The following is an 18,819-nucleotide window of genomic DNA, read 5'->3' as shown; positions in this document are numbered from 1 at the left end:
CGGGCTACTAGCTCCTGCGGCTCTTTTTGTGTTGCGCGGGTAAGGGTCTTCCTAAATAAAGGAGAGCCTAGACATGTATATTGTGAACGGTCAACAATTGAAAAAATACCACGGTGCCAATCTGATTCTGGACGGTGCATCGTTTGATATTCATACGGGGGAAAAGGTGGGGCTCATCGGCCGCAACGGAAGCGGCAAAACCACCCTGCTACGCCTTATTGCGCGTTTATCCCGACCGGATGAAGGGCAGCTCGTCATCGCTAAGGATACGAAAATCGGCTATTTGCCGCAAATCCCGGCGGAGTTTGAACACTTGAGCGTGTACGAAACGTTGGCTTACGCCTACCGAGAGCTGAAGGATTGCCACAATCAGATGAGTGAGCTGGAGCGTGAAATGTCCGATCCCGTAGTAGCTTCGGATGCAAATCGTTTGGAAAAGCTGCTGCAATCGTATGCCGCCTTGCAGGAACGGTTTGAGCGAAGCGGCGGCTATGAAATGGATGCGAATATCGATCAGGTAGCCGACGGGCTGCGTATCCCCAAAGCCATGTATACGCGCAGCTTTGGTTCGCTGTCCGGCGGGGAGAAAACGAAAATTGCACTCGCGTCCCAGTTGATTGGACGACCGGATCTGTTGCTGCTGGATGAGCCGACCAACCATTTGGATTTAAAAGGTCTGGAATGGCTCGAGCAATTTTTGCAAGGCTATATGGGCGCGTGTGTGGTTGTATCCCATGATCGATATTTTCTGGATCGCGTTGCCGTCAAGATGATTGAGCTGGAGGATGGCGAGGCGTTTACGTATTATGCAAACTACAGTGGCTACGTCAAGGAGAAGGAAGAACGGCTGCTGCTGCAATTCGAGGACTACAAGGAACAGCAAAAGCGGATCAAGAAGATGAAAGAGGCCATTCGGCGTTTTGAAGAGTGGGGACGCAATGGGGATAACGAAAAGTTTTTTAAAAAAGCGAACTCGATCCGTAAAGCATTAGAGCGCATGGAGCTGGTGAAGCGGCCTGTACTGGACCCGCAAGGGGCTGAGTTTAATTTGAGGCTGGAGGACCGTTCGGGCCGTCAAGTGCTGCATTTTGAAGAAATCGCCAAAGCCTACGGAGAGCGCCAGATATTAAACGGGGCTACAGGAAGTCTGGAATTCGGGGAAAAGGTGGCTCTGTTAGGAGATAACGGTTCGGGAAAAACGACACTGCTCAAGCTGCTGCTCGGTCAGGAGAGTGCGGATGCAGGCAGGGTGCAATGGGGCGCACGCGTGGAGTATGGATATTTGGCGCAGCAGGAAAGAGAGCGGGATAGCCGTGCGACCGTGCTTGTTTACTTCAAGGAAGAAGCGGGTGTCGAGGAAGGCGAGGCGCGCGGGCTGCTGGCGAAGTATTTGTTTTACGGAGCAGATGTGTTTAAGCCTGTTAGCATGCTGTCTGGTGGTGAGTGGTCCCGCTTGCGGCTGGCGTTGCTGGTCATGAAAAAGCCGAACTTGCTGGTGCTGGATGAGCCGACCAACCATTTGGACATCGACTCACGCGAGGCGCTGGAGGAAGCGCTGGACACGTACACGGGAACCGTGCTGGCGATCTCGCACGACCGTTATTTTGTGAATAAGCTGGCTGGGCGCGTCTGGGAGCTGGAGGACGGAAAGCTGGCCACTTATCTGGGCGGCTTCGATGAATACCGGACGAAGAAGCGGGAGCTGGAACACGCCCGCTTGCAGCGCGAGGCGGAAGCAGGGGTACGCTCGGCATCCGGAAGCAGAGCCGCATCAGGTGGCGGCTCAGGCCTGGGCGGGGCTGCATCTGCCAGTGCAGCCAGCAACGGAACGGCTTCGGCTGCGCGGACAGGAGCGCCTGCCGAGGCCGATGCGAGCCGCACGCGTCCGGGTGCGGCAGGCCGCTTGGACTCGTCCGCCGCAGGTGGCGGGTCGTCCGCTGGCACGGGGGCACGCGGAGCGAAGGCCGCGAAGCCGTCCCGCACGCCAGCCGTATCCAGCGAGCGGCTGGAACGGGCGATTGCCGCCAAGGAAGCGGAATTGGCGGCGGCGGATGCCGAGCTGGAGCAGCTCGGCACAAGCGACGACACGTCGCATATGGCGGAGCTGTGGGATGCGCGTGAGCGACTGCAAGCGGAGCTGGACACGCTGCTCGGCGAGTGGATTGAACTGGAGTAGGTGGCGGGATGGTCACTGAATGAGCATTGCTAGAGCAACAAAGGTATAATTTTATACAAAGCATAGCCCTGAGGTAGAACGTTCACCGCAGGGCTATTTTGGTACGGTTTATAGAAACAACGAATGATAATTAATAGCCATATATTAAAATAAATGAATATTTATTTAATATATTCATGCATTTGGTACATACCTTTTTCATTTTGCAACATGTGATATTCTTGTGTCTGTAGAAATAATTTCAATCATTGTTAGAAAAAGTTTTTGATGCCAACAAAGAACATACATACAGATTGTCCACGTAGTATATGGCAATATTTCGAGTGGGTGACGATCTGGTCGGGGTGTTGTTCATATAAATCCTTCTTTACGTTATAAAGAAGGAAAATCATTCGACGGGCGAATTTTTGGAAGCTCGTTGGAGGCTAATGATGCATCTAAAACGAAAGGGGGAGAATGCAATGGCTGACAATTTATTTGATCTGGATGTTCAAGTAAACAAATCTCAGGGTTCTGTGGAACCTCAAGTATTGAGCATTGTGGCATGTTCTAGCGGATGTGGTAGCGGTAAAACAGCTGCCAGTTGTGTTGCAACCTGCGGAAACAAATGCTTTACCAACGTCGGTTCACTTTGTTAATCCGAGTGTTGCCTTTATGACATAATGAATGGCTATTGTATATTAATAATCAAGCAAAAGAAGAAGGGACCTGGAAATCCCTTCTTCTTCCCTTGAAAAAACATGGATTTTTCAGCTGTGAAACGGTTGGAAATATCCTTTATATCGGTTTGGTAATGGAGGGAAACGTATGTCTGATGCCTTATTGGAAGTCCAGCAGGTAACCAAAAAAATGGGGAAACGAGATTTGTTAAATAACATTTCCTTCGAGCTTGAAAGAGGGAAGATATATGGTTTCATCGGACCGAATGGAGCCGGGAAAACGACGATGATGCGGATTATGACAGGACTCATGCAGCCAACTAGCGGCTTTGTAAGGATTGCCTCATACGATGTGCAGACGGACCGGGAAAAGGCGTTGTCTAAAGTAGGCGCTATCATTGAATCCCCGGTCTTTTTTGATTATATGACAGGCAGACAGGTATTGCGTAATTTGTCTCGGCTGCACACGGAAATTAAATCTTCGGATCGGGAGAATCATATTGAGGAGCTACTAAAAAGGGTGGGGCTGGAATCTCGGGGAGATGACAAGGTCAAAGCTTATTCTCTGGGGATGAAGCAGCGGCTCGGCATTGCCCAATCTATGCTGGGTAGCCCGGAGCTCCTTCTGCTCGATGAGCCATCCAATGGTCTTGATCCTATGGGAATGCGAGAGCTGAGAGATATTATTCTTCGTTTGCGCGATTCAGCGAATTATGCTTTTTTTATCTCCAGTCATCTGCTGGATGAATTGCATCAAATGTGTGACGAGCTGATTGTCATCAAAGAGGGAACGCTAGTTTGGAAGGGGCCTGCTGATCAACTGGTTGAGGAAGGTCAACGGCTGGAGGATGCCTTTATAGGGCTTATGGGACTATGAAGCTACTCATTTACAGCGAGTTTGAAAGATTGTGGAAAAGGAAATGGTTCTGGCTCCTGATTTTATGTACACCGGTGTTGGCTTATTCTACAGGGGGATATTTTCTACGCATTATGAAGGTTCCTATGGATGTACTATCTAAAAGTTTTATGGTTACAGGCTTGCGTGAAAATTTGTATTTAGTATGCAATATTGCCGTAGCTGCCTTGGTTGCTGCTGTGTATACAGAGGAATTTCGGAGTGGGCAGATGCGTTTGCTATTTATGCGTCGATTTACCCGTGGCCAGATATTTTGGAGCAAGCTATTCGTGGTTAATATCTCTATTTTGCTGCTTCTAGTAGTTTTTGCGGTATCCTCGCAGGTGATCGTTGAAGTATGGAGATTCTCATACGATCTAGGTAATACTATTTTTATAGGGAATAAATGGATCTACGTATTCGAATATTACGGTTGGGCGTTTGCTTCGCTACTCGCTATAAGCTCCCTCTATTCCTTTATTGCTATGTGCAGCAAAAGTGTAACGTATGCGATTGGTGCCTGTATGACTTACAATCTGGGTGCCTTGCTGTTTGATGGATTATACCTAAAATTAGCTTCCCTTGCCCCTCACACTTCATATTTACACGATGTCATTGCTTTTTTGCTTATTCCTTATATGCAATATACAGGGCTGGATGGATCGCTGGAGGGAAATGGGTCTGTGAATGGGGCGATTACCACAGTTGTCGCTTTTTATTTAATCTTTTTTACGTGGGCCGCATACCGTCGTTTTGCTGCCGGTGATTATTTGTATTAGGAGGATCTTTGTATGCTGGGAATTTGGCGAAGTGAAATGGAACGGATATGGAATCGAAAATCCACAATTTTATTATATATAGCTTTTGTACTTATCGTTATTGCAAACATTTGGAGCCTGAAAATAACAGATACAATGAGGTTCCGGTTCGGTGAAGGGATTGTTGCTGTTAACAATTTGAATTTGCCGTGGCTCATGATGAGTGAAGTTTCCTTATTTCTAATCACGGCGATGTTACCCATCTTGTATGTGGATCAGTTAAGCGGGGATATTCATTCTGGTGCGTATCGCTTATACGTATTGCGGCCGTACCGGCGTTTTCAATTCTGGTTGGGTAAGTTGCTCGCATTATCAGTTACGACGATATTTTTTACAGGAACGACCCTGCTTATAGGTGTGTTTGCCGGGTGGATGTTGTTCCCGAACGCCGCTACCTTTTTTAAATACGGTTCGACATTACCCTCCACCTCAACGGAAGCTGTCTCATACACCCTTGCGTTTTATCTGTTGCTCACACTGGTTTGTCTGGCAAAGCTCATGCTGAGTAGCGTCGTGTGCTTGTTCATCTCCAGACCTTTGTTTGCCTTTATTGCCATTTTGGCTTTATCCATGTTTCTCTACCCCATTTTCAAGCCGCTTGTGGTATTAATGGACCCTTTTCAGCAAATTCTGCTTGCGTTAAGAGTGGATGGTTCCTTCAAATTCTGGATGTGTTTAGGTGTGACTGTACTACTGTGCTCTATCGTTAGTTTCACTCGTTGGCAAAAAAAGGTTATCTAGAAGCTTGGTTTAGAACGGAGGTTTCACATGAAGACGCAAGAAAACCTTTATAAAACCTTGGATTTCTTTATGCTCCGTACCCCGGTGCTGCCTATAGAAGAGTTTGCAAAATGCTTTCCAACCTGTGTCGGAGAAGATGAGAATGTCAGAAAGGTCACATTGCATCATCTATCCGAATGGTCCAGCAACCCCTTCATACGTGAAGCACTGGCAGCTTCCAGTCCTACGTTGCTTGAATCTTTATTACATATTAGCAACCCGGACAATCCGCGCAAACAGGGACAGGTCATCAAAGCCTTCATGCGCTATATCATCAGAATGATGACACGACCCACACCGTTCGGCTTGTTATCGGGGGTCACATACGGGCAATTCACGGAACAATCACAGCTTTGTTTACGAGGGACGGATACTTATCAAAAGCGTGCAAGACCCGACATGGAGTGGCTGCTGAAAGTGATGGAGCTGATCGAAGGCCGTCAAGAGGTGGTACGTCAGTTAAGGATTCAGCGTAACACCTTAATTTACCGTCAGGGCAACCGTGCTAAAATTCCCTATACGACAAGGCACGGAAGTATGGTTGACGGTGAAGATCAGAGTGTGTCCGTTCGTACGACCCAAGTGTTTGATTGTGTGATGGACGTAAGCTCGGTCCCCATCCCTTATCTGGAACTGGTCGATCATCTCCAAAAGGAATTTGTGGGTGCTAGTCCTGAAACGATTGACCGTTATGTGTGGCAGCTATTTGAGCAAGAATTTCTGATTTCTGAGCTTATTCCTCCTACGACGACTCCTGACCCGCTAAATCATATACTATCCACCTTGAAACACGTAACGGGTATGGATGAAATCAAACAAAAGCTTATTTACATTGCAGATGCTATTCATGAATATAATGGTTTACCTATCGGTCAGGGAGAAGAATTTCTGGCTGAATTAAGACGCTATATGGACGACATGTTCAGTGTGAAATCCAGTTTGCAAATCGACCTGTCTATGGAGGATCGAGGGATGTCCCTTCCGCACGCCATTCGTAAAGATGTTGAGCGTGTTGCTGACTTGTTGACCAAGCTTTCGACGCGTGAAAACAGACCCTTGGACGAATTTTGTGTGGAATTTCTGGAGAAGTACGGTCCGTACCGAGAGGTTCCCTTGCTGGAGCTGCTGGATGAGGATACGGGCTTAGGGGCTCCCGCAGGCTACAAGCATCCCCTGAGCCGCCGAGTGCGACTAGAGAATATGTCTCCATCCAAGTCGAGAACGCATTATGAAAAGCTTTTATTTCAATGGTTCGTGTCCTGCATTCATGAAGGAAAGAATGAAGTTGTGCTGACAGATGCCATGATAGACGAAATTGTAAAGGGGCAGGAGCAGGGGAAATGGCTCGCAGCACCTTCTATGGAATTGATCTTTCAAATTTCTGCCTCGGACCAACTGGCTGTGGATCGCGGCGAATATACCTTGCTGTTAGGACCTAATCAGGGGTCTGATGGGGCGGGGAAGACATTCGGGAGATTTTTGGACCTGTTTGGGCAGCCTTTTGCGGACCTATTCTCTCAAATTCAGCTAGAAGAGCAACGATTACAGCCTGAAAAGCTGCTGGCTGAGATATCCTACTTGCCTAGCGCGGGAAGAACGGCGAATGTGGTGTTAACGCAGCACACCCGGCCTTATGAAATTGCAATAGGAACCAATCACATCATGCCAGAGGAACGGCAAATTCATGTTTCGGACCTCGCCGTAGGGGTACGGAACGACCATTTCTATTTGAAGTCGATGAGCCGCAATCGTGAGATCATTGCCAGAGCCGGACATATGCTCAATGCGGAATTGACCCCTAACATATACCGCTTTCTCTTGGAGGTCAGCGACGACGGTTACCGACATTGGTCGCCTATGGAGTGGGGGTTCGTCGCGCACGCTCCTTTTACTCCGCGGCTAAGATATGAGCATATTATTCTTCACCCGGCGACATGGAGAATGATATGTGATTCAACACTGGATGCATCCAAGGATGCGGGGCTCTTTGAGAAGTGGGTGCGTCAGTTCCAAAAAAAATGGAGCCTGCCGCGTTATGTGTACATAATTGAATTAGATAATCGCATTCTGCTGGATATGGAACACCCGCTGCATATGGAGCAGATTTGCAAGGAGCTTCAATCCAAAGGCAAAGTCACTCTGATTGAGCATATAGGTGCAGTCGAAGATATGCCCGTTTCTCGCAGTGGTAGCCGTGTAGCGGCCGAATTTGTGTTTCCGCTCATGCGTCGCAACCAGGTTGTTGATGCGCATCGTTTTGGAGAAGAAGTGGCTGCTTCCCTATATATAGATCAGGAGGAAACCAATCACCACCCCACAGAAGCGGTCTTTGCTTATTTGCCGGGTAGCCGCTGGTTCTACGCGAAGCTATATGGTATGAACAGTCGGCAGGATGAGTTTATTGGTGGGTACTGGGAGGAATTTGTGCGCCAGCAACAAGATAGTGATGTGATCCTTCAGGGTTACTTTATCCGCTATGCTGATCCGGATAAGCATATTCGCGTTCGATTCGAACAGTCGGAGAATCAGGAGGGCAATGCGTTCCTTTCCCTTTTCCATCAATGGACAGAGACACTTTTGCATGAAGGATTGATATCCAGAGTGGTCATTGATACCTATGAACCTGAAATAGAGCGTTACGGCGGGAAGGAGCCTATGGCGTGCGCGGAGCGAATGTTTTCCTGCGACAGTGAGGTAGCGGCTAGGCTTGTACATCTGATCCGGTTCAACCAGACCTCCTTGCAGCAGGATGTGATCGCAATCCTAAGCGTCATTAACCTCCTGTCTCAGTTTGGGTACAGTGAGGAAGATACCTTCAACCTCCTGAATCAACATTTTGACGTCAAAGAGTATTTGGATGATTTCCGCAAGGAAAGAAAGTTCTTTTTACAATGGATGGCATCGGATCAGGAAAATCTAAATTCGGTTCAATCCAGCCGTGACTCCATAGAGAGTATTTTTAACATGAGAAAAGAAACGGTAGCGCGGTATAACCGTGTGATCCATGAGCAGGAAGCGAAGGGGGGAGCCACCAATACAAGAGATGATATCGTATATAGTGTGATCCATATGCATCTAAACCGATTTCTAGGGATAGACAGGGATCGGGAGCGTAAGGTGATGATTATGGCCAGACATGCGATGCACAGCTTGATTCAGTATCGGTGGAATTGCCAATGAGCAGCGTGCAGGAAAGTGCAAAGCTTGAGGTTGAGTCCATCTGGAGGTCCATACGACAAGGTTTAAAGCTTTTTGGACTGGTATTTGGTATGAATAAGCCGTATATGGTTTCCAGTATTTTTTTGCACATCGTCCAAGGCTTGATGCCTGTTCTTACATTGATTATTATGCAAAATCTGCTCAATAGCATTGTTTCTTCCAGCCCGCAGGGCATCTCCCTGATTATGCTTCAATTTGGTCTGTTTATAGCCATTCATGTATTAAAAAGTGTGGTGACGATGAGTCAAAGCTATGTAGAGGGAACGCTTGAAGCTGTACTGTCCAAGTCCCTGAATATTATGATCGGAGAAAAGTCAGGTTCCTTGGGACTGGCGGATTATGAAAATTCGGAGATCAACGATCAGCTGAAGCGGGCTTCTCAAGAGGCTTCTTATCGTCCGTATCAGTTATACACTCAAATGGCAGGTATTATATCGAGCTTGGTTACCATGCTGTCTTCTGCAACGCTGCTTTTCCTATGGAAATGGTGGGTTGTCGTCATTCTTTTTATAATCTCTTTGGTATCTGTGTATTCCATTTTCAAATTAAATAAAGAACAGTTTGAAATTTACATGAATCGTACCCCGTTATATCGGGAGTCCTGGTATATGACCTATTTGCTGACCAATGATCGTGCGGTCAAGGAAGTGAAAATGTTTAATCTGGGACCTTATTTGCTGAAAAGATACGGGGCTTTATTACAACGATTTTTTGTAGAGGACAGACGAATATTGGGCAAAAGGGTTAGGATTACGTTTCTGTATAGCCTACTGGAGCTGACGGTTTTGCTATGGGTCGTATGGCTGGCGATTCGGGAAACCTTTGAGCAAAAATTATTAATAGGCAGTTTATACGGCTACATTCAAGCTATTATGCTGACCCAAAGCCAGATGCAGGCCTTGATTCAGGGGATTGTCCAATTTTCGCAAAACAATCTGTATATGGAGCAGTTATTTCTATTTTTACAGTTACCCACATCGGATCCGGTTCGTCGTCAACAGGAACAGGCGCTTTCGATTCGCTCGGAATGCAGTACCGGCTTTGGTATTGAGCAAATTTCAATAGAAGGCGTTTCTTTTACCTATCCCGGTCAAACCGAGCCGTCCATTCGGGATATTCATTTAACAATGGACAAAGGCCAGACCATAGCCATTGTAGGGAAAAATGGTTCAGGGAAATCAACGCTCATGAAGGTGCTGATGCAGCTCTATTCGGATTACAGCGGTGTGCTCAAATTGAATGGGCGTCCTGTTCAAGATTACGATCTGGAACAGATTCAGGAGAAAATAGGCGTGGTATTTCAGGACTTTATGCATTATGAAATGTCTGCTCGTCACAATATCGGCTTTGGTTCGCTGGAGCATATGGGGCAGGATGAGGAACTAATGCATGCTGCCGAATACGCAGCTATAGACCGCATTATAACCCAATTGCCACAGGGCTTGGACACACAGCTTGGAAAATGGTTCGAGGATGGCTATCAGCTCTCGGGAGGTCAGTGGCAGCGGGTGGCTATCGCAAGGGCTTTTTTGCGGAAAGCGGATGTGTATATTTTGGATGAACCTAGTTCTTTTTTGGACCCGGTGGCAGAGAGGGACTTGCTCGTCTTGTTTCTGGATTTAATGAAAGACAGCATCGGAATTTTTATTACTCATCGGATTTCCTCAGCACGTCTGGCTCAGAAAATTGTGGTGATGGACAATGGTTTAATTGTGGAGCAGGGGACCCATAGGGAATTGATCTTACTGGATGGGTTGTATGCAGAGATGTATAGGATTCAAGCCAGTTCGTTCAGTGAAGAAGATTCCTTAATCGAAGCCGGAGGGAGAGTTTCAGGATGACGACGATTTCATATACATGCGACAGTTGGATACCCGTCGAGGGGGAAATAAAAGATAGGATATCTGCGGTCTTGCTGGAGATTGCCGAGCGTTATAGAGACCCGGAGCAGGTTCGTTTATGGATGAAAAAAGTACCTCCGATCGAATCTGACGGAATGAAGATTGAGCGTTGGTCAGATGAAAGCTTGGGAAGCGGGTTTACGGGCATATGTTTGCTGATGGGTCAGTTGGATCGACTCTATCCCGAGGATGGCTGGGATAGGGTAGGACATCAATATCTGGAGCGAATTCGTTTGGTCATGGAACAGCAAGGTATCCATGATCTGTCGCTGTATAGTGGATTAGCAGGTATTTTGCTGGCCATTCACTCCTTATCGAGAAAGGGTACGCGCTATCAAGGGATGCTGGACACTCTCGCCTCCTGGTTCGAAGAATCCGCGCTGCATAGTGTGGCTTTATGCCAAGAGCAATGGGAAAAAGGGCAGCTACAAATGAGTCAGTATGATGCCATATCAGGTTTTACGGGGATAGGACGCATCGCCATGCTATTTTCTGATCGCCCCACTATGCGTACGGTATGGAACCAGACGATTGAGTTGTTTCAAGTGATGTGCAGCGACCGAATTAGGAATGGGCATTCTGTACCTGGGTGGCACATTTCCTCAGAACATCAGTTTCAGGAGGATGAAAAGCTACAATATCCTCAGGGGAATTTCAATTTAGGACTTTCGCATGGTATTGCAGGTCCCTTATGTTTTCTGAGTCTATCTGCTCTCCATGGAGCGGACTCCCTTCTTTTAGAGAACGATATACAAAAACTGGCCGAGTTTATACATCATTGGCGCGTTCAGGATAAAGAGGGCATAATTTGGCCCGGTCGGGTTTCTTTTGAAGAATGGGTGGGTGACCGTTTATTGCCGGACAGCGCTCAAAATCACCGTGATTCCTGGTGTTACGGTGTACCAGGCATTGCGCGTTCGATTTGGCTGGCAGGACAAGCAGTTCAAAATGAAGAATGGATTGAAACGGGACTTCGCGCCTACTTGGATATGGAAAAACGGCTTTACCGTAAGGGTGGATTAACCTCTGCCACATTGTGTCATGGTATTGGGGGATGGTTGCATCTGGTTCAACGGATGTACTCAGATACTGCCCATGAGCAGTTAGGTATGATGCGGGACAGACTACTGGAAGATGTATTAAATATGTTCGATACTAATTCGTTGTTTGGCTTCTATGATCATAGCCTACTGGATGGAAGGCTTGCAGAAGTGGATGAGGCTGGTTTTCTGAATGGAAGTGCTGGTGTTGCTCTGATGTTGGCTTCTTTGATCGGCGATGAAAGTCCGGAATGGGACGCCGCTTTTCTAATTCGCTAAGATGTACCACGGTTTTTTTGCATGATCTGAAAATAGAGTAAGTGAAAAAAGATCCAATCGGCCATTTGTGGCTCGACTGGATCTTTTATATTGAATACCAATACCTCGTGAGCCTCAGTCAGACCTTAGTACACCGAAGCTGTCTTCGAAGTGTTCTTGATGCCGTTGGCATCGTTCAATACGATATTGCCCCATGCCGTTGGCGTTTTCCAGTCGCTGCTGTTCACGAGATCAAGCCACGCGTTCTCACTGTTGTTGCCAGTCCAGGACCAGGCCAGATAGCCGATGCCTTTTTCTTGGGACTGCTTCATGACCTCATAGGGATTCACGGTGGTGCCCAGATTGTTGTTGCCATTGTTGTAGTTGTAGCCAAACTCACCCACGATTACCGCGAGGCCCTTGTCTTTAATGGCTTGCAGCTCGGAGCCGATTTTACTGGAATCATTGTAGTTGGCGTACATATGGACAGAAAATAAAAGATTATGGTTAGGATCATGCTGTAGCAGCTCTACGCCATGGGCCTTGATCGGGGAGGCATATTGTCCCCAGCCGGAGCCGTCGATTACAATCGTATTCGGCAAGCCTGCGTTGCGCAGTGTGGTAATAGCCGTTTTGTAAGCGTCTCGCCACGCGGCATCGGTGAGGTTGTGGTCACCCCACTCATTCGCGATATTCACCAGTACGTATTTCTGGTTATCGGCCAGTACCTTTTTCACCGCTGGATCAGCGAAATAACGGGCCATATCGTTCAAACGGTTGGCGTCATTGCTGCCCGTAACATCGTGCAGTTCAACCACGGAAATGAGCTTGAGCTGTTTAGCGCGGTTGATGATTTCCTCCAGTCTTTGTGCTGATCCATTCGTTTGCCACACAATGCGAACAGTGTTGGACTTCGTGGCCGCAATGGTATCCAATGCCTGATAGGCCTGTGTATCGAACCAGATATGAGGGTTATTCACTCCACGCATGACAAAGGTATTCCCGTTCGCATCCTTCAGACTGGTTCCGCTTACATAAAACCCTGAGGCTGCAAACGATGTACCTCCATTCAACAAACCAATGCCGGAAAAAAGCAGAAACACCACAGCGAATACCAGCACCTTTTTACCATAAAACCGCCAATCTCTCACAAACGAACGCCTCCTTCTCTATAGTCAAGTTAATCCTATGTTGAAAATGGATACATATTACACCTATTGTGATGTTGGAATGGCATATCGTTTCTTATACATAGAGTTCGGTTATTAATTGCCTAGTCACGCAATAGATCGACATAGGGGAGAAGGAGGTATGAGTATGTGGAAATGGGGCAATCAGGATAAGCACATTTTAAGGGAATACCAAATTTCAACTTTACAAAATTATCATGTTGAACTAGGTTGTAATATATACCCAAGCAATTGTTAAATCATACAAAATAATTCTGAGAACCATTAATGATTAGTAGAACTCTCCAAGTATAAAAAAGTAACCTTCATATTCACTTCCAGTGATTTGAAGGTTACTTTTTTATACTCAATTAACACAAAAAATTAAAGTTAGGAATCTTGGTAAGCTTTTGTGGTGGTCATAAAACTGATATTGTATTTGTAAATCGTCACTGCTAGTCAGCCACCCGCACGAGCGTTCTGCCCTGCGAGCGGGCTGCCAGGATGTCCTCCAGCGCGTTTGGCAGGTCAGCCAATCCGACTTCGCGCTCGAGAAGCTGCTCCAGCCGTTCCGGCTTCCAGTCGCTGCCAAGCCGCTTCCAAATCGCTACGCGTGTTTCATAAGGGCAGAAGACGGAGTCTATGCCCAGCAGGCTTACGCCGCGCAAAATAAACGGCAGCACCGTGGCAGGCAGCTTGGTACCTGCCGTCAGGCCGCTCACAGCAACGGAGCCGTTGTAGGCGACTTGGCTGAGCAGCGAAGCGAGCGGCTTCCCGCCTACGGGATCAATGGCCGCTTGCCAGAGCTGCTTGCCGAGCGGCCGGATGCTCTCCGCGCCGTCGTAGACCTCACCGCGGGAGATAACCTCAGCCGCTCCGAGCGCCTTGAGGTAGTCGTGCGCCTCGGCTTTGCCGCTGCTGGCTACAACATGGTAGCCCCTCTTGCCCAGCAGGGCAATGGCGGCTCCGCCTACGCCACCCGTTGCTCCGGTGACGAGCACCTTACCTTGATCCGGCGTAACGCCGTTTTGTTCCAGCCGATGTAACGACAGGGCCGCAGTAAAGCCGGCTGTCCCATAAATCATGGCCTCTCTTGGCGAGAGTCCGTCCGGAAGCGGAACCACCCAGTCGGCAGGCACGCGTGCATATTCGCTGAATCCTCCGAATTGAGACACGCCGAACCCGTAACCGGTAACGAGAACGGCTTGTCCTTCGCTGAAACGGTTATCCTCTGAAGAGACGACGGTTCCCGAGCAATCTATGCCTGGCACAAACGGATAGGCTTTGACAATATTTCCATCCTTGCGGGCGGCAAGCCCGTCTTTATAATTGATGCTGGAATAAGCGACACGAATCGAAACTTCTCCAGCAGGTAAACTGCCAGTTTCCAGAGAGCGTACCTCTGCTTGAACTTCACCGTCCTGCGTCTGATCGACGACAAGGGCTTGAAATGATTGAGTCATTTGTAAAAGCCTCCTTTATTGCAATATAAGCCTTTGATGGCGGAACATTTTAGTATACCTCACAAATCATGCTTAAGAAGATACAACTATCCGCGCAGCCTGTCAGCGGCAATGCTCACAGGTCCATATTCTCATTATACCCTTCTGCTCATAATTCCGTCGAAAAAGCCCGGATTACAGGGGCTACTTTTGCCATATTGTGTTTCAATAAAGTTCGATAATCAATTGAAAGAAAGTGATAAATGAATTCTTACGTGTTTTGCAAATCATTTTACGCAAACGGGATGTATTTTCAGAATGACTGTGCTAACATACCTTTTGATCGTTAAATAAATCTATGAAGAAAGGTGAATGAATGACAACCAGAGCACTAAAAAAGGGTTCGGTATTGTCCGAAGCCAAGGAACTGAATTTGTTCCGTTTGACATGGCCTATTTTCCTTGAATTGTTCCTGTTTATGCTAATGGGAAGCGTCGATACATTCATGATCAGTTCTGTATCTGATAATGCAGTGTCGGGTGTGGGCGCGTCCAACCAAATTATTTCAATTGCTATCCTTGTACTGGAGGTTATCGGCAACGGCGCTGCTATCGTCGTAGCTCAATATATCGGTTCTAAAAAGCTTGTCGAAGCGGCCCAGGTTACGGGTACGGCCATTACTTTGAATCTAATGGTGGGTCTTTTGCTTAGCGTGATTTTTCTCGTGTTTGGTACTCATATGCTGCAATGGCTGAATGTCCAGGGAGATATTCTGGTTTATGCGGAATCGTATATGAGCATCGTCGGGGGTGCCATTTTCCTTCAGGCATTGATTAACGCGCTGGCGGCGACGATTCGTACACATGGTTTTACCAGGGAAACGATGTATGTGTCTGTGCTGATGAACGTGATTCACGTCATCGGTAACTATGTTTTGATTTTCGGACATTGGGGAATGCCTGCGCTGGGTGTAGAAGGTGCGGCTATTTCTACGGTGGGAAGCCGTTTTGTGTGTCTCCTGATTTTCTTCTGGCTGATGTACCGCGTAACCGAGGTGCGTGTCGAGTGGAGATATTACGTTCAGTTGTCCAAAAAGTTTATCGCTAAAATTTTGCGCATTGGTGTACCCTCCGCGCTGGAGTCCATCCTGTATCAGTCGTGTCAGCTCATTTTTACACTGTACGTGACCTATCTGGGCGCAGAAGCGATGGCGACCCGTCAATATGCCAATAATATTTCGAGCTATATTTACTTGTTCAGTATGGCGGTCGGTATGGGTACGGCGATCGTGGTCGGAAGGCTGGTCGGAGCCAGACAGAAGGATACAGCCTACAAACGTGTAATGAGCAGTGTAAAATGGGCGCTTATCGTGACCGTGGTTATTGATGTGATTATTATCTTTTTCCGCGTGCCTTTGCTCAGCCTGTTCACCGAAAACCCTGAGATTATTCGTTTGGGGGCGCAGGTGATTTTACTTAGCATTTTACTGGAAACCGGCCGCACGACGAACATCGTCATCATTAGCTCCTTGCGTGCCGCAGGAGATGCCAAGTTCCCGGTCTTCATGGGATTGATCTCCATGGTCTGCATGAGCTTGCCACTCGGTTATCTGCTCGTGTTCAAGCTGGATATGGGGCTGGCAGGTGTGTGGCTGGCGATTGCTGCTGATGAATGGACACGTGCAGTCATTATGTATGTCCGCTGGAAAAGCCGTTTGTGGGAAAAACATGCGCTGATCGAGCACGATGCACCAGATCAGCCTGCAACGCCAGTGCCGGCACACTGATTCGAGGATCATCTATGATTATGTAGAGGTAGTTCAAGAGAGCATCTTGAACTACCTCTTTTTGCTGCCCTGAGAGTAAATAGTAGTTTTATAAGCTGATCTAAAAAATGTACATGGAAAACGGAGTAGGCGGAATGGTGCTGTACAAGCGAAGCACTATCCATCTGCACAGTGGCACGATAGGTAACTTTTAAGTTCAGATTATATAATCATGGTATTCATAAATAGAAGTATGGTAAATTTACTAAAAAAAAGATATACTTTTGTTGCACTAATGCAGTGCATGCAGTACATGAGGGACAAGGAGTGTACCGATGAAGAAGCCGACGATTGAAGATGTTGCCCAGAAGGCGGGAGTGTCTAAAAGCACAGTCTCGCAGTTTCTGAACAAACGATATAAATACATGAGTGACCAGACCAGAGACCGAATTTCCGAGGTCATTCAAGAACTAAATTATCAACCTAATGGACTGGCTCGCAGCTTGAAGCAGAACCGGACGTTTATGGTGGGTGTTATTGTAGCCAACATTGATTACACGCTGTCGATCCAGTCCATTCGGGCTATTGAGGAGGAATTGCAGCGTTTTGGCATTCAGGTAATCATCTGTAACGCCGACGAAAACCCGGACAAGGAGAGCCAGTATATTGAGATGCTCAAGGCTCGTCAGGTGGACGGATTGATTATTTTCCCGACAGGCAAGCATGCGGATATATACAACCAGCTTATCCGTGAAAAGTATCCACTGGTGTTTTTGGATCGTCTGGTAGATGGTGTGAACACGCGCAGTCTGCTGCTGGATAACGAAATGGCGGTCAAGCTGGCGATTCAGGAGCTGGTGGCCCATAAGCATGAACGGATCGCGCTGATTACCCTGCCGCTGGGACTGAACCGGATTACTCCAAGGGTAGAGCGGTTGAGCGGGTACAAAAAGGCGCTGGAGGAGCGTGGCTTGCCCTTTCGGGAAGAGTACATGCGCAGTGTGTCGAAGGAGGATATCCAGCAGACGCTGGAGGAGCTGTTTCAGTTGCCGGAGCCGCCGACTGCGCTGCTGGCCGGGAACGATATCGTGCTGGCAGAGGTGCTGAAATATGTGAATGCCCGCCGTATACGCATTCCGGCTGAGCTGTCCATTATCGGAATTGACGATGCGGAGTTTGCCCATATTTACAATCCGCCGATTACGACCATTACGCAGCCGATTGCGGATATGGGAAAGCAGGCGGCAAAAACGTTGCTGTCCAGCATCGAGGAGGGCGGCGAATCGGTTCCGATCATTTACCGCTTTGTGCCTGATTTAAAGCGGGGCGAATCCATCAAAACGTTGTAGAGCATCATCAGGCATCACATTATAAAAGTAGCCCGTATTCCTTTCTGCGTCCCAAGCCTGTACGTACTAATCAGGCTGTGCATAAGTGAATACGGGCTATTTGAGTTATCTTCGAAGATTCCTGATTCACCTTGCAGGGCATGTGGAATCAGCAATATAGGAAAAGGCAGGGGAATAAACCCTGCCTAATTCGTGCTGGCGCTGAGTAAAAAAGACTCCAGCTCAGCTCGTGTCGGATAGCCGTCCATATCTCCGGCTGACATGACCGCCAGTGCGCCAAGGGCGTTGCCGCGTTTGACCGCTTCTGCCAGGGGCAAGCCCTCCAGCAGCGCGCTGATGACGCCTGCGGCAAAGCCGTCGCCCGCCCCAACGGTATCGACGACATGCTCCACGCGGAAGCGTTTGACATATCCTTCTGCATCGGCGGATTTATAATACGCGCCTTCCGTTCCCAGCTTGATGATGACCAGCGAAGTACCACGGTCAAGGTAGAAGGAAGCGATATCCTCTGGTGAGGTGTAGCCTGTCAATATTTTACCTTCATGAATGCCCGGCAGAAGCCAGTCGCAACCCTCAGATGCCTCGTTAATCGCCTCCACCATCGTTTGCGTATCAGGCCATAACTTGGGTCTGAGGTTCGGATCAAAGGATACGGTTTTCCCTGCCTTTTTCATAAACTGCCGCGCATGTCGGGCGAAGTCACGACACTCAGGAGAAAGGGCGACAGAAATACCTGTAAAGTGCAGATGGCGTGCCCCGGCAAAGTATGCCTCGTTAAAATCGGCGATGCTTAATGTGGAAGCGGCAGAGTGTCTGCGAAAATATTCGACCTCCGGGTCTCCGCTTATGACTTTGGATTTAATCAGCATCCCGGTAGAGTGGTTTTTGGTAAACATGACGTTCTGGGTGTCGATCCCCTCTTGACGCAGCGCCCCGGCAATGAACCTGCCGAATGCATCCTCGCCTAATTTGGTCACGAGTCCCGCCCGCAGTCCCAACCGCGCCAAACCGGCCGAAACATTTGTCTCCGCCCCGGCCAGCGCTTTGGTGAACGAACGCACCTCATCCAGAGAGCCTGCCTCATTGGCATAAAACATGGCCATCGGTTCTCCGAAGGTAACAGCATCCAATGTTGCGGTCATTCTAAATTCCCCCTTTGTTTAGTAAACTAAATCTGTAAGCGCATGCACCAACTGAATAAATTGAAATTATCACATAAATCGGTTTTTCACAATGAGGAAGTTGATATATTTGTTAAAAAATTTTTGGATAATGTAGATAAAAAAATATGATTTTGTTTATCAAAAGGTAAAAAGAGTGTAAAAGTTCGTGAATATTAAGGATTTTT

Annotated in this window: 13 protein-coding genes; 10 read left to right on the top strand and 3 right to left on the bottom strand. The window is 47.8% G+C overall.

Translation table 11 applies throughout. The features are described 5' to 3' along the window. The first annotated feature begins 73 nt into the window (after window positions 1–73). The 8 genes from abc-f to AC0WRU_RS23530 all read left to right on the top strand — a co-directional run bounded on the left by abc-f (window position 74) and on the right by AC0WRU_RS23530 (window position 11,767). Window positions 74–2,176, top strand: a complete 2,103-nt coding sequence (gene abc-f, locus AC0WRU_RS23565; protein WP_476126532.1) for a ribosomal protection-like ABC-F family protein — start codon at window positions 74–76, stop codon at window positions 2,174–2,176. A gap of 461 nt (window positions 2,177–2,637) precedes the next feature. After that, window positions 2,638–2,814 carry a gallidermin/nisin family lantibiotic gene (locus tag AC0WRU_RS23560; protein WP_134912015.1) on the top strand — a complete coding sequence of 59 codons (177 nt, stop codon included), beginning with the start codon at window positions 2,638–2,640 and terminating at the stop codon, window positions 2,812–2,814. Window positions 2,815–2,983: 169 nt separating this feature from the next. Then, window positions 2,984–3,712 (top strand): ABC transporter ATP-binding protein, encoded by a 729-nt coding sequence (locus AC0WRU_RS23555; protein WP_025684308.1) that lies wholly within the window; start codon window positions 2,984–2,986, stop codon window positions 3,710–3,712. Beyond that, window positions 3,709–4,509 carry an ABC transporter permease gene (locus AC0WRU_RS23550; protein WP_025684309.1) on the top strand — a complete coding sequence of 267 codons (801 nt, stop codon included), beginning with the start codon at window positions 3,709–3,711 and terminating at the stop codon, window positions 4,507–4,509. The genes AC0WRU_RS23555 and AC0WRU_RS23550 overlap by 4 nt, the downstream gene beginning before the upstream one ends. Window positions 4,510–4,521: 12 nt before the next feature. Beyond that, window positions 4,522–5,289 (top strand): ABC transporter permease, encoded by a 768-nt coding sequence (locus AC0WRU_RS23545; protein ID WP_476126531.1) that lies wholly within the window; start codon window positions 4,522–4,524, stop codon window positions 5,287–5,289. A gap of 27 nt (window positions 5,290–5,316) precedes the next feature. Then, window positions 5,317–8,508 carry a lantibiotic dehydratase gene (locus AC0WRU_RS23540; protein ID WP_476126530.1) on the top strand — a complete coding sequence of 1,064 codons (3,192 nt, stop codon included), beginning with the start codon at window positions 5,317–5,319 and terminating at the stop codon, window positions 8,506–8,508. Then, a complete protein-coding gene (locus AC0WRU_RS23535) occupies window positions 8,505–10,388 on the top strand; it encodes an ABC transporter ATP-binding protein (protein WP_476126529.1) in 1,884 nt (627 codons plus the stop codon). The genes AC0WRU_RS23540 and AC0WRU_RS23535 overlap by 4 nt, the downstream gene beginning before the upstream one ends. Continuing rightward, a complete protein-coding gene (locus AC0WRU_RS23530) occupies window positions 10,385–11,767 on the top strand; it encodes a lanthionine synthetase C family protein (RefSeq protein ID WP_476126528.1) in 1,383 nt (460 codons plus the stop codon). The genes AC0WRU_RS23535 and AC0WRU_RS23530 overlap by 4 nt, the downstream gene beginning before the upstream one ends. Window positions 11,768–11,892: 125 nt before the next feature. Here AC0WRU_RS23530 and AC0WRU_RS23525 read toward each other — a convergent pair whose 3' ends face one another. Beyond that, on the bottom strand, window positions 11,893–12,897 hold the full coding sequence (locus tag AC0WRU_RS23525; RefSeq protein ID WP_476126527.1) for a cellulase family glycosylhydrolase: 1,005 nt from the start codon (window positions 12,895–12,897) through the stop codon (window positions 11,893–11,895). Between the two features lie 473 nt (window positions 12,898–13,370). Beyond that, window positions 13,371–14,378, bottom strand: coding sequence for an acrylyl-CoA reductase family protein (locus AC0WRU_RS23520; RefSeq protein ID WP_476126526.1), 1,008 nt, complete (start codon window positions 14,376–14,378; stop codon window positions 13,371–13,373). A 355-nt stretch (window positions 14,379–14,733) separates the two neighbouring features. On the opposite strand from AC0WRU_RS23520, the gene AC0WRU_RS23515 reads away from it, so the two are divergent. Then, window positions 14,734–16,143, top strand: a complete 1,410-nt coding sequence (locus tag AC0WRU_RS23515) for an MATE family efflux transporter (protein ID WP_476126525.1) — start codon at window positions 14,734–14,736, stop codon at window positions 16,141–16,143. 314 nt (window positions 16,144–16,457) lie between these two features. Beyond that, complete coding sequence (locus tag AC0WRU_RS23510) at window positions 16,458–17,471, top strand: LacI family DNA-binding transcriptional regulator (protein WP_476126524.1); 1,014 nt, start codon at window positions 16,458–16,460, stop codon at window positions 17,469–17,471. A 185-nt stretch (window positions 17,472–17,656) separates the two neighbouring features. Here the strand turns inward: AC0WRU_RS23510 and AC0WRU_RS23505 are convergent, their stop codons facing one another. After that, the gene (locus AC0WRU_RS23505; RefSeq protein ID WP_476126523.1) at window positions 17,657–18,613 is read right to left on the bottom strand and encodes a sugar kinase; all 957 of its coding nucleotides are present in this window, start codon (window positions 18,611–18,613) and stop codon (window positions 17,657–17,659) included. Window positions 18,614–18,819: the final 206 nt, after the last annotated feature.

This window comes from Paenibacillus sp. 1-8 (genome assembly GCF_056316205.1).
This window is presented reverse-complemented; position numbering and strand designations above follow the sequence as displayed.

Bases quoted from the DNA above. Each gene is read 5' to 3' on its own strand.
- AC0WRU_RS23555 (WP_025684308.1), top strand. From the start codon at position 2,984: ATGTCTGATGCCTTATTGGAAGTCCAGCAGGTAACCAAAAAAATGGGG.
- AC0WRU_RS23550 (WP_025684309.1), top strand. From the start codon at position 3,709: ATGAAGCTACTCATTTACAGCGAGTTTGAAAGATTGTGGAAAAGGAAA.
- AC0WRU_RS23540 (WP_476126530.1), top strand. From the start codon at position 5,317: ATGAAGACGCAAGAAAACCTTTATAAAACCTTGGATTTCTTTATGCTC.
- AC0WRU_RS23515 (WP_476126525.1), top strand. From the start codon at position 14,734: ATGACAACCAGAGCACTAAAAAAGGGTTCGGTATTGTCCGAAGCCAAG.
- AC0WRU_RS23535 (WP_476126529.1), top strand. From the start codon at position 8,505: ATGAGCAGCGTGCAGGAAAGTGCAAAGCTTGAGGTTGAGTCCATCTGG.
- AC0WRU_RS23545 (WP_476126531.1), top strand. From the start codon at position 4,522: ATGCTGGGAATTTGGCGAAGTGAAATGGAACGGATATGGAATCGAAAA.
- AC0WRU_RS23510 (WP_476126524.1), top strand. From the start codon at position 16,458: ATGAAGAAGCCGACGATTGAAGATGTTGCCCAGAAGGCGGGAGTGTCT.
- abc-f (WP_476126532.1), top strand. From the start codon at position 74: ATGTATATTGTGAACGGTCAACAATTGAAAAAATACCACGGTGCCAAT.
- AC0WRU_RS23560 (WP_134912015.1), top strand. From the start codon at position 2,638: ATGGCTGACAATTTATTTGATCTGGATGTTCAAGTAAACAAATCTCAG.
- AC0WRU_RS23505 (WP_476126523.1), bottom strand. From the start codon at position 18,613: ATGACCGCAACATTGGATGCTGTTACCTTCGGAGAACCGATGGCCATG.
- AC0WRU_RS23520 (WP_476126526.1), bottom strand. From the start codon at position 14,378: ATGACTCAATCATTTCAAGCCCTTGTCGTCGATCAGACGCAGGACGGT.
- AC0WRU_RS23530 (WP_476126528.1), top strand. From the start codon at position 10,385: ATGACGACGATTTCATATACATGCGACAGTTGGATACCCGTCGAGGGG.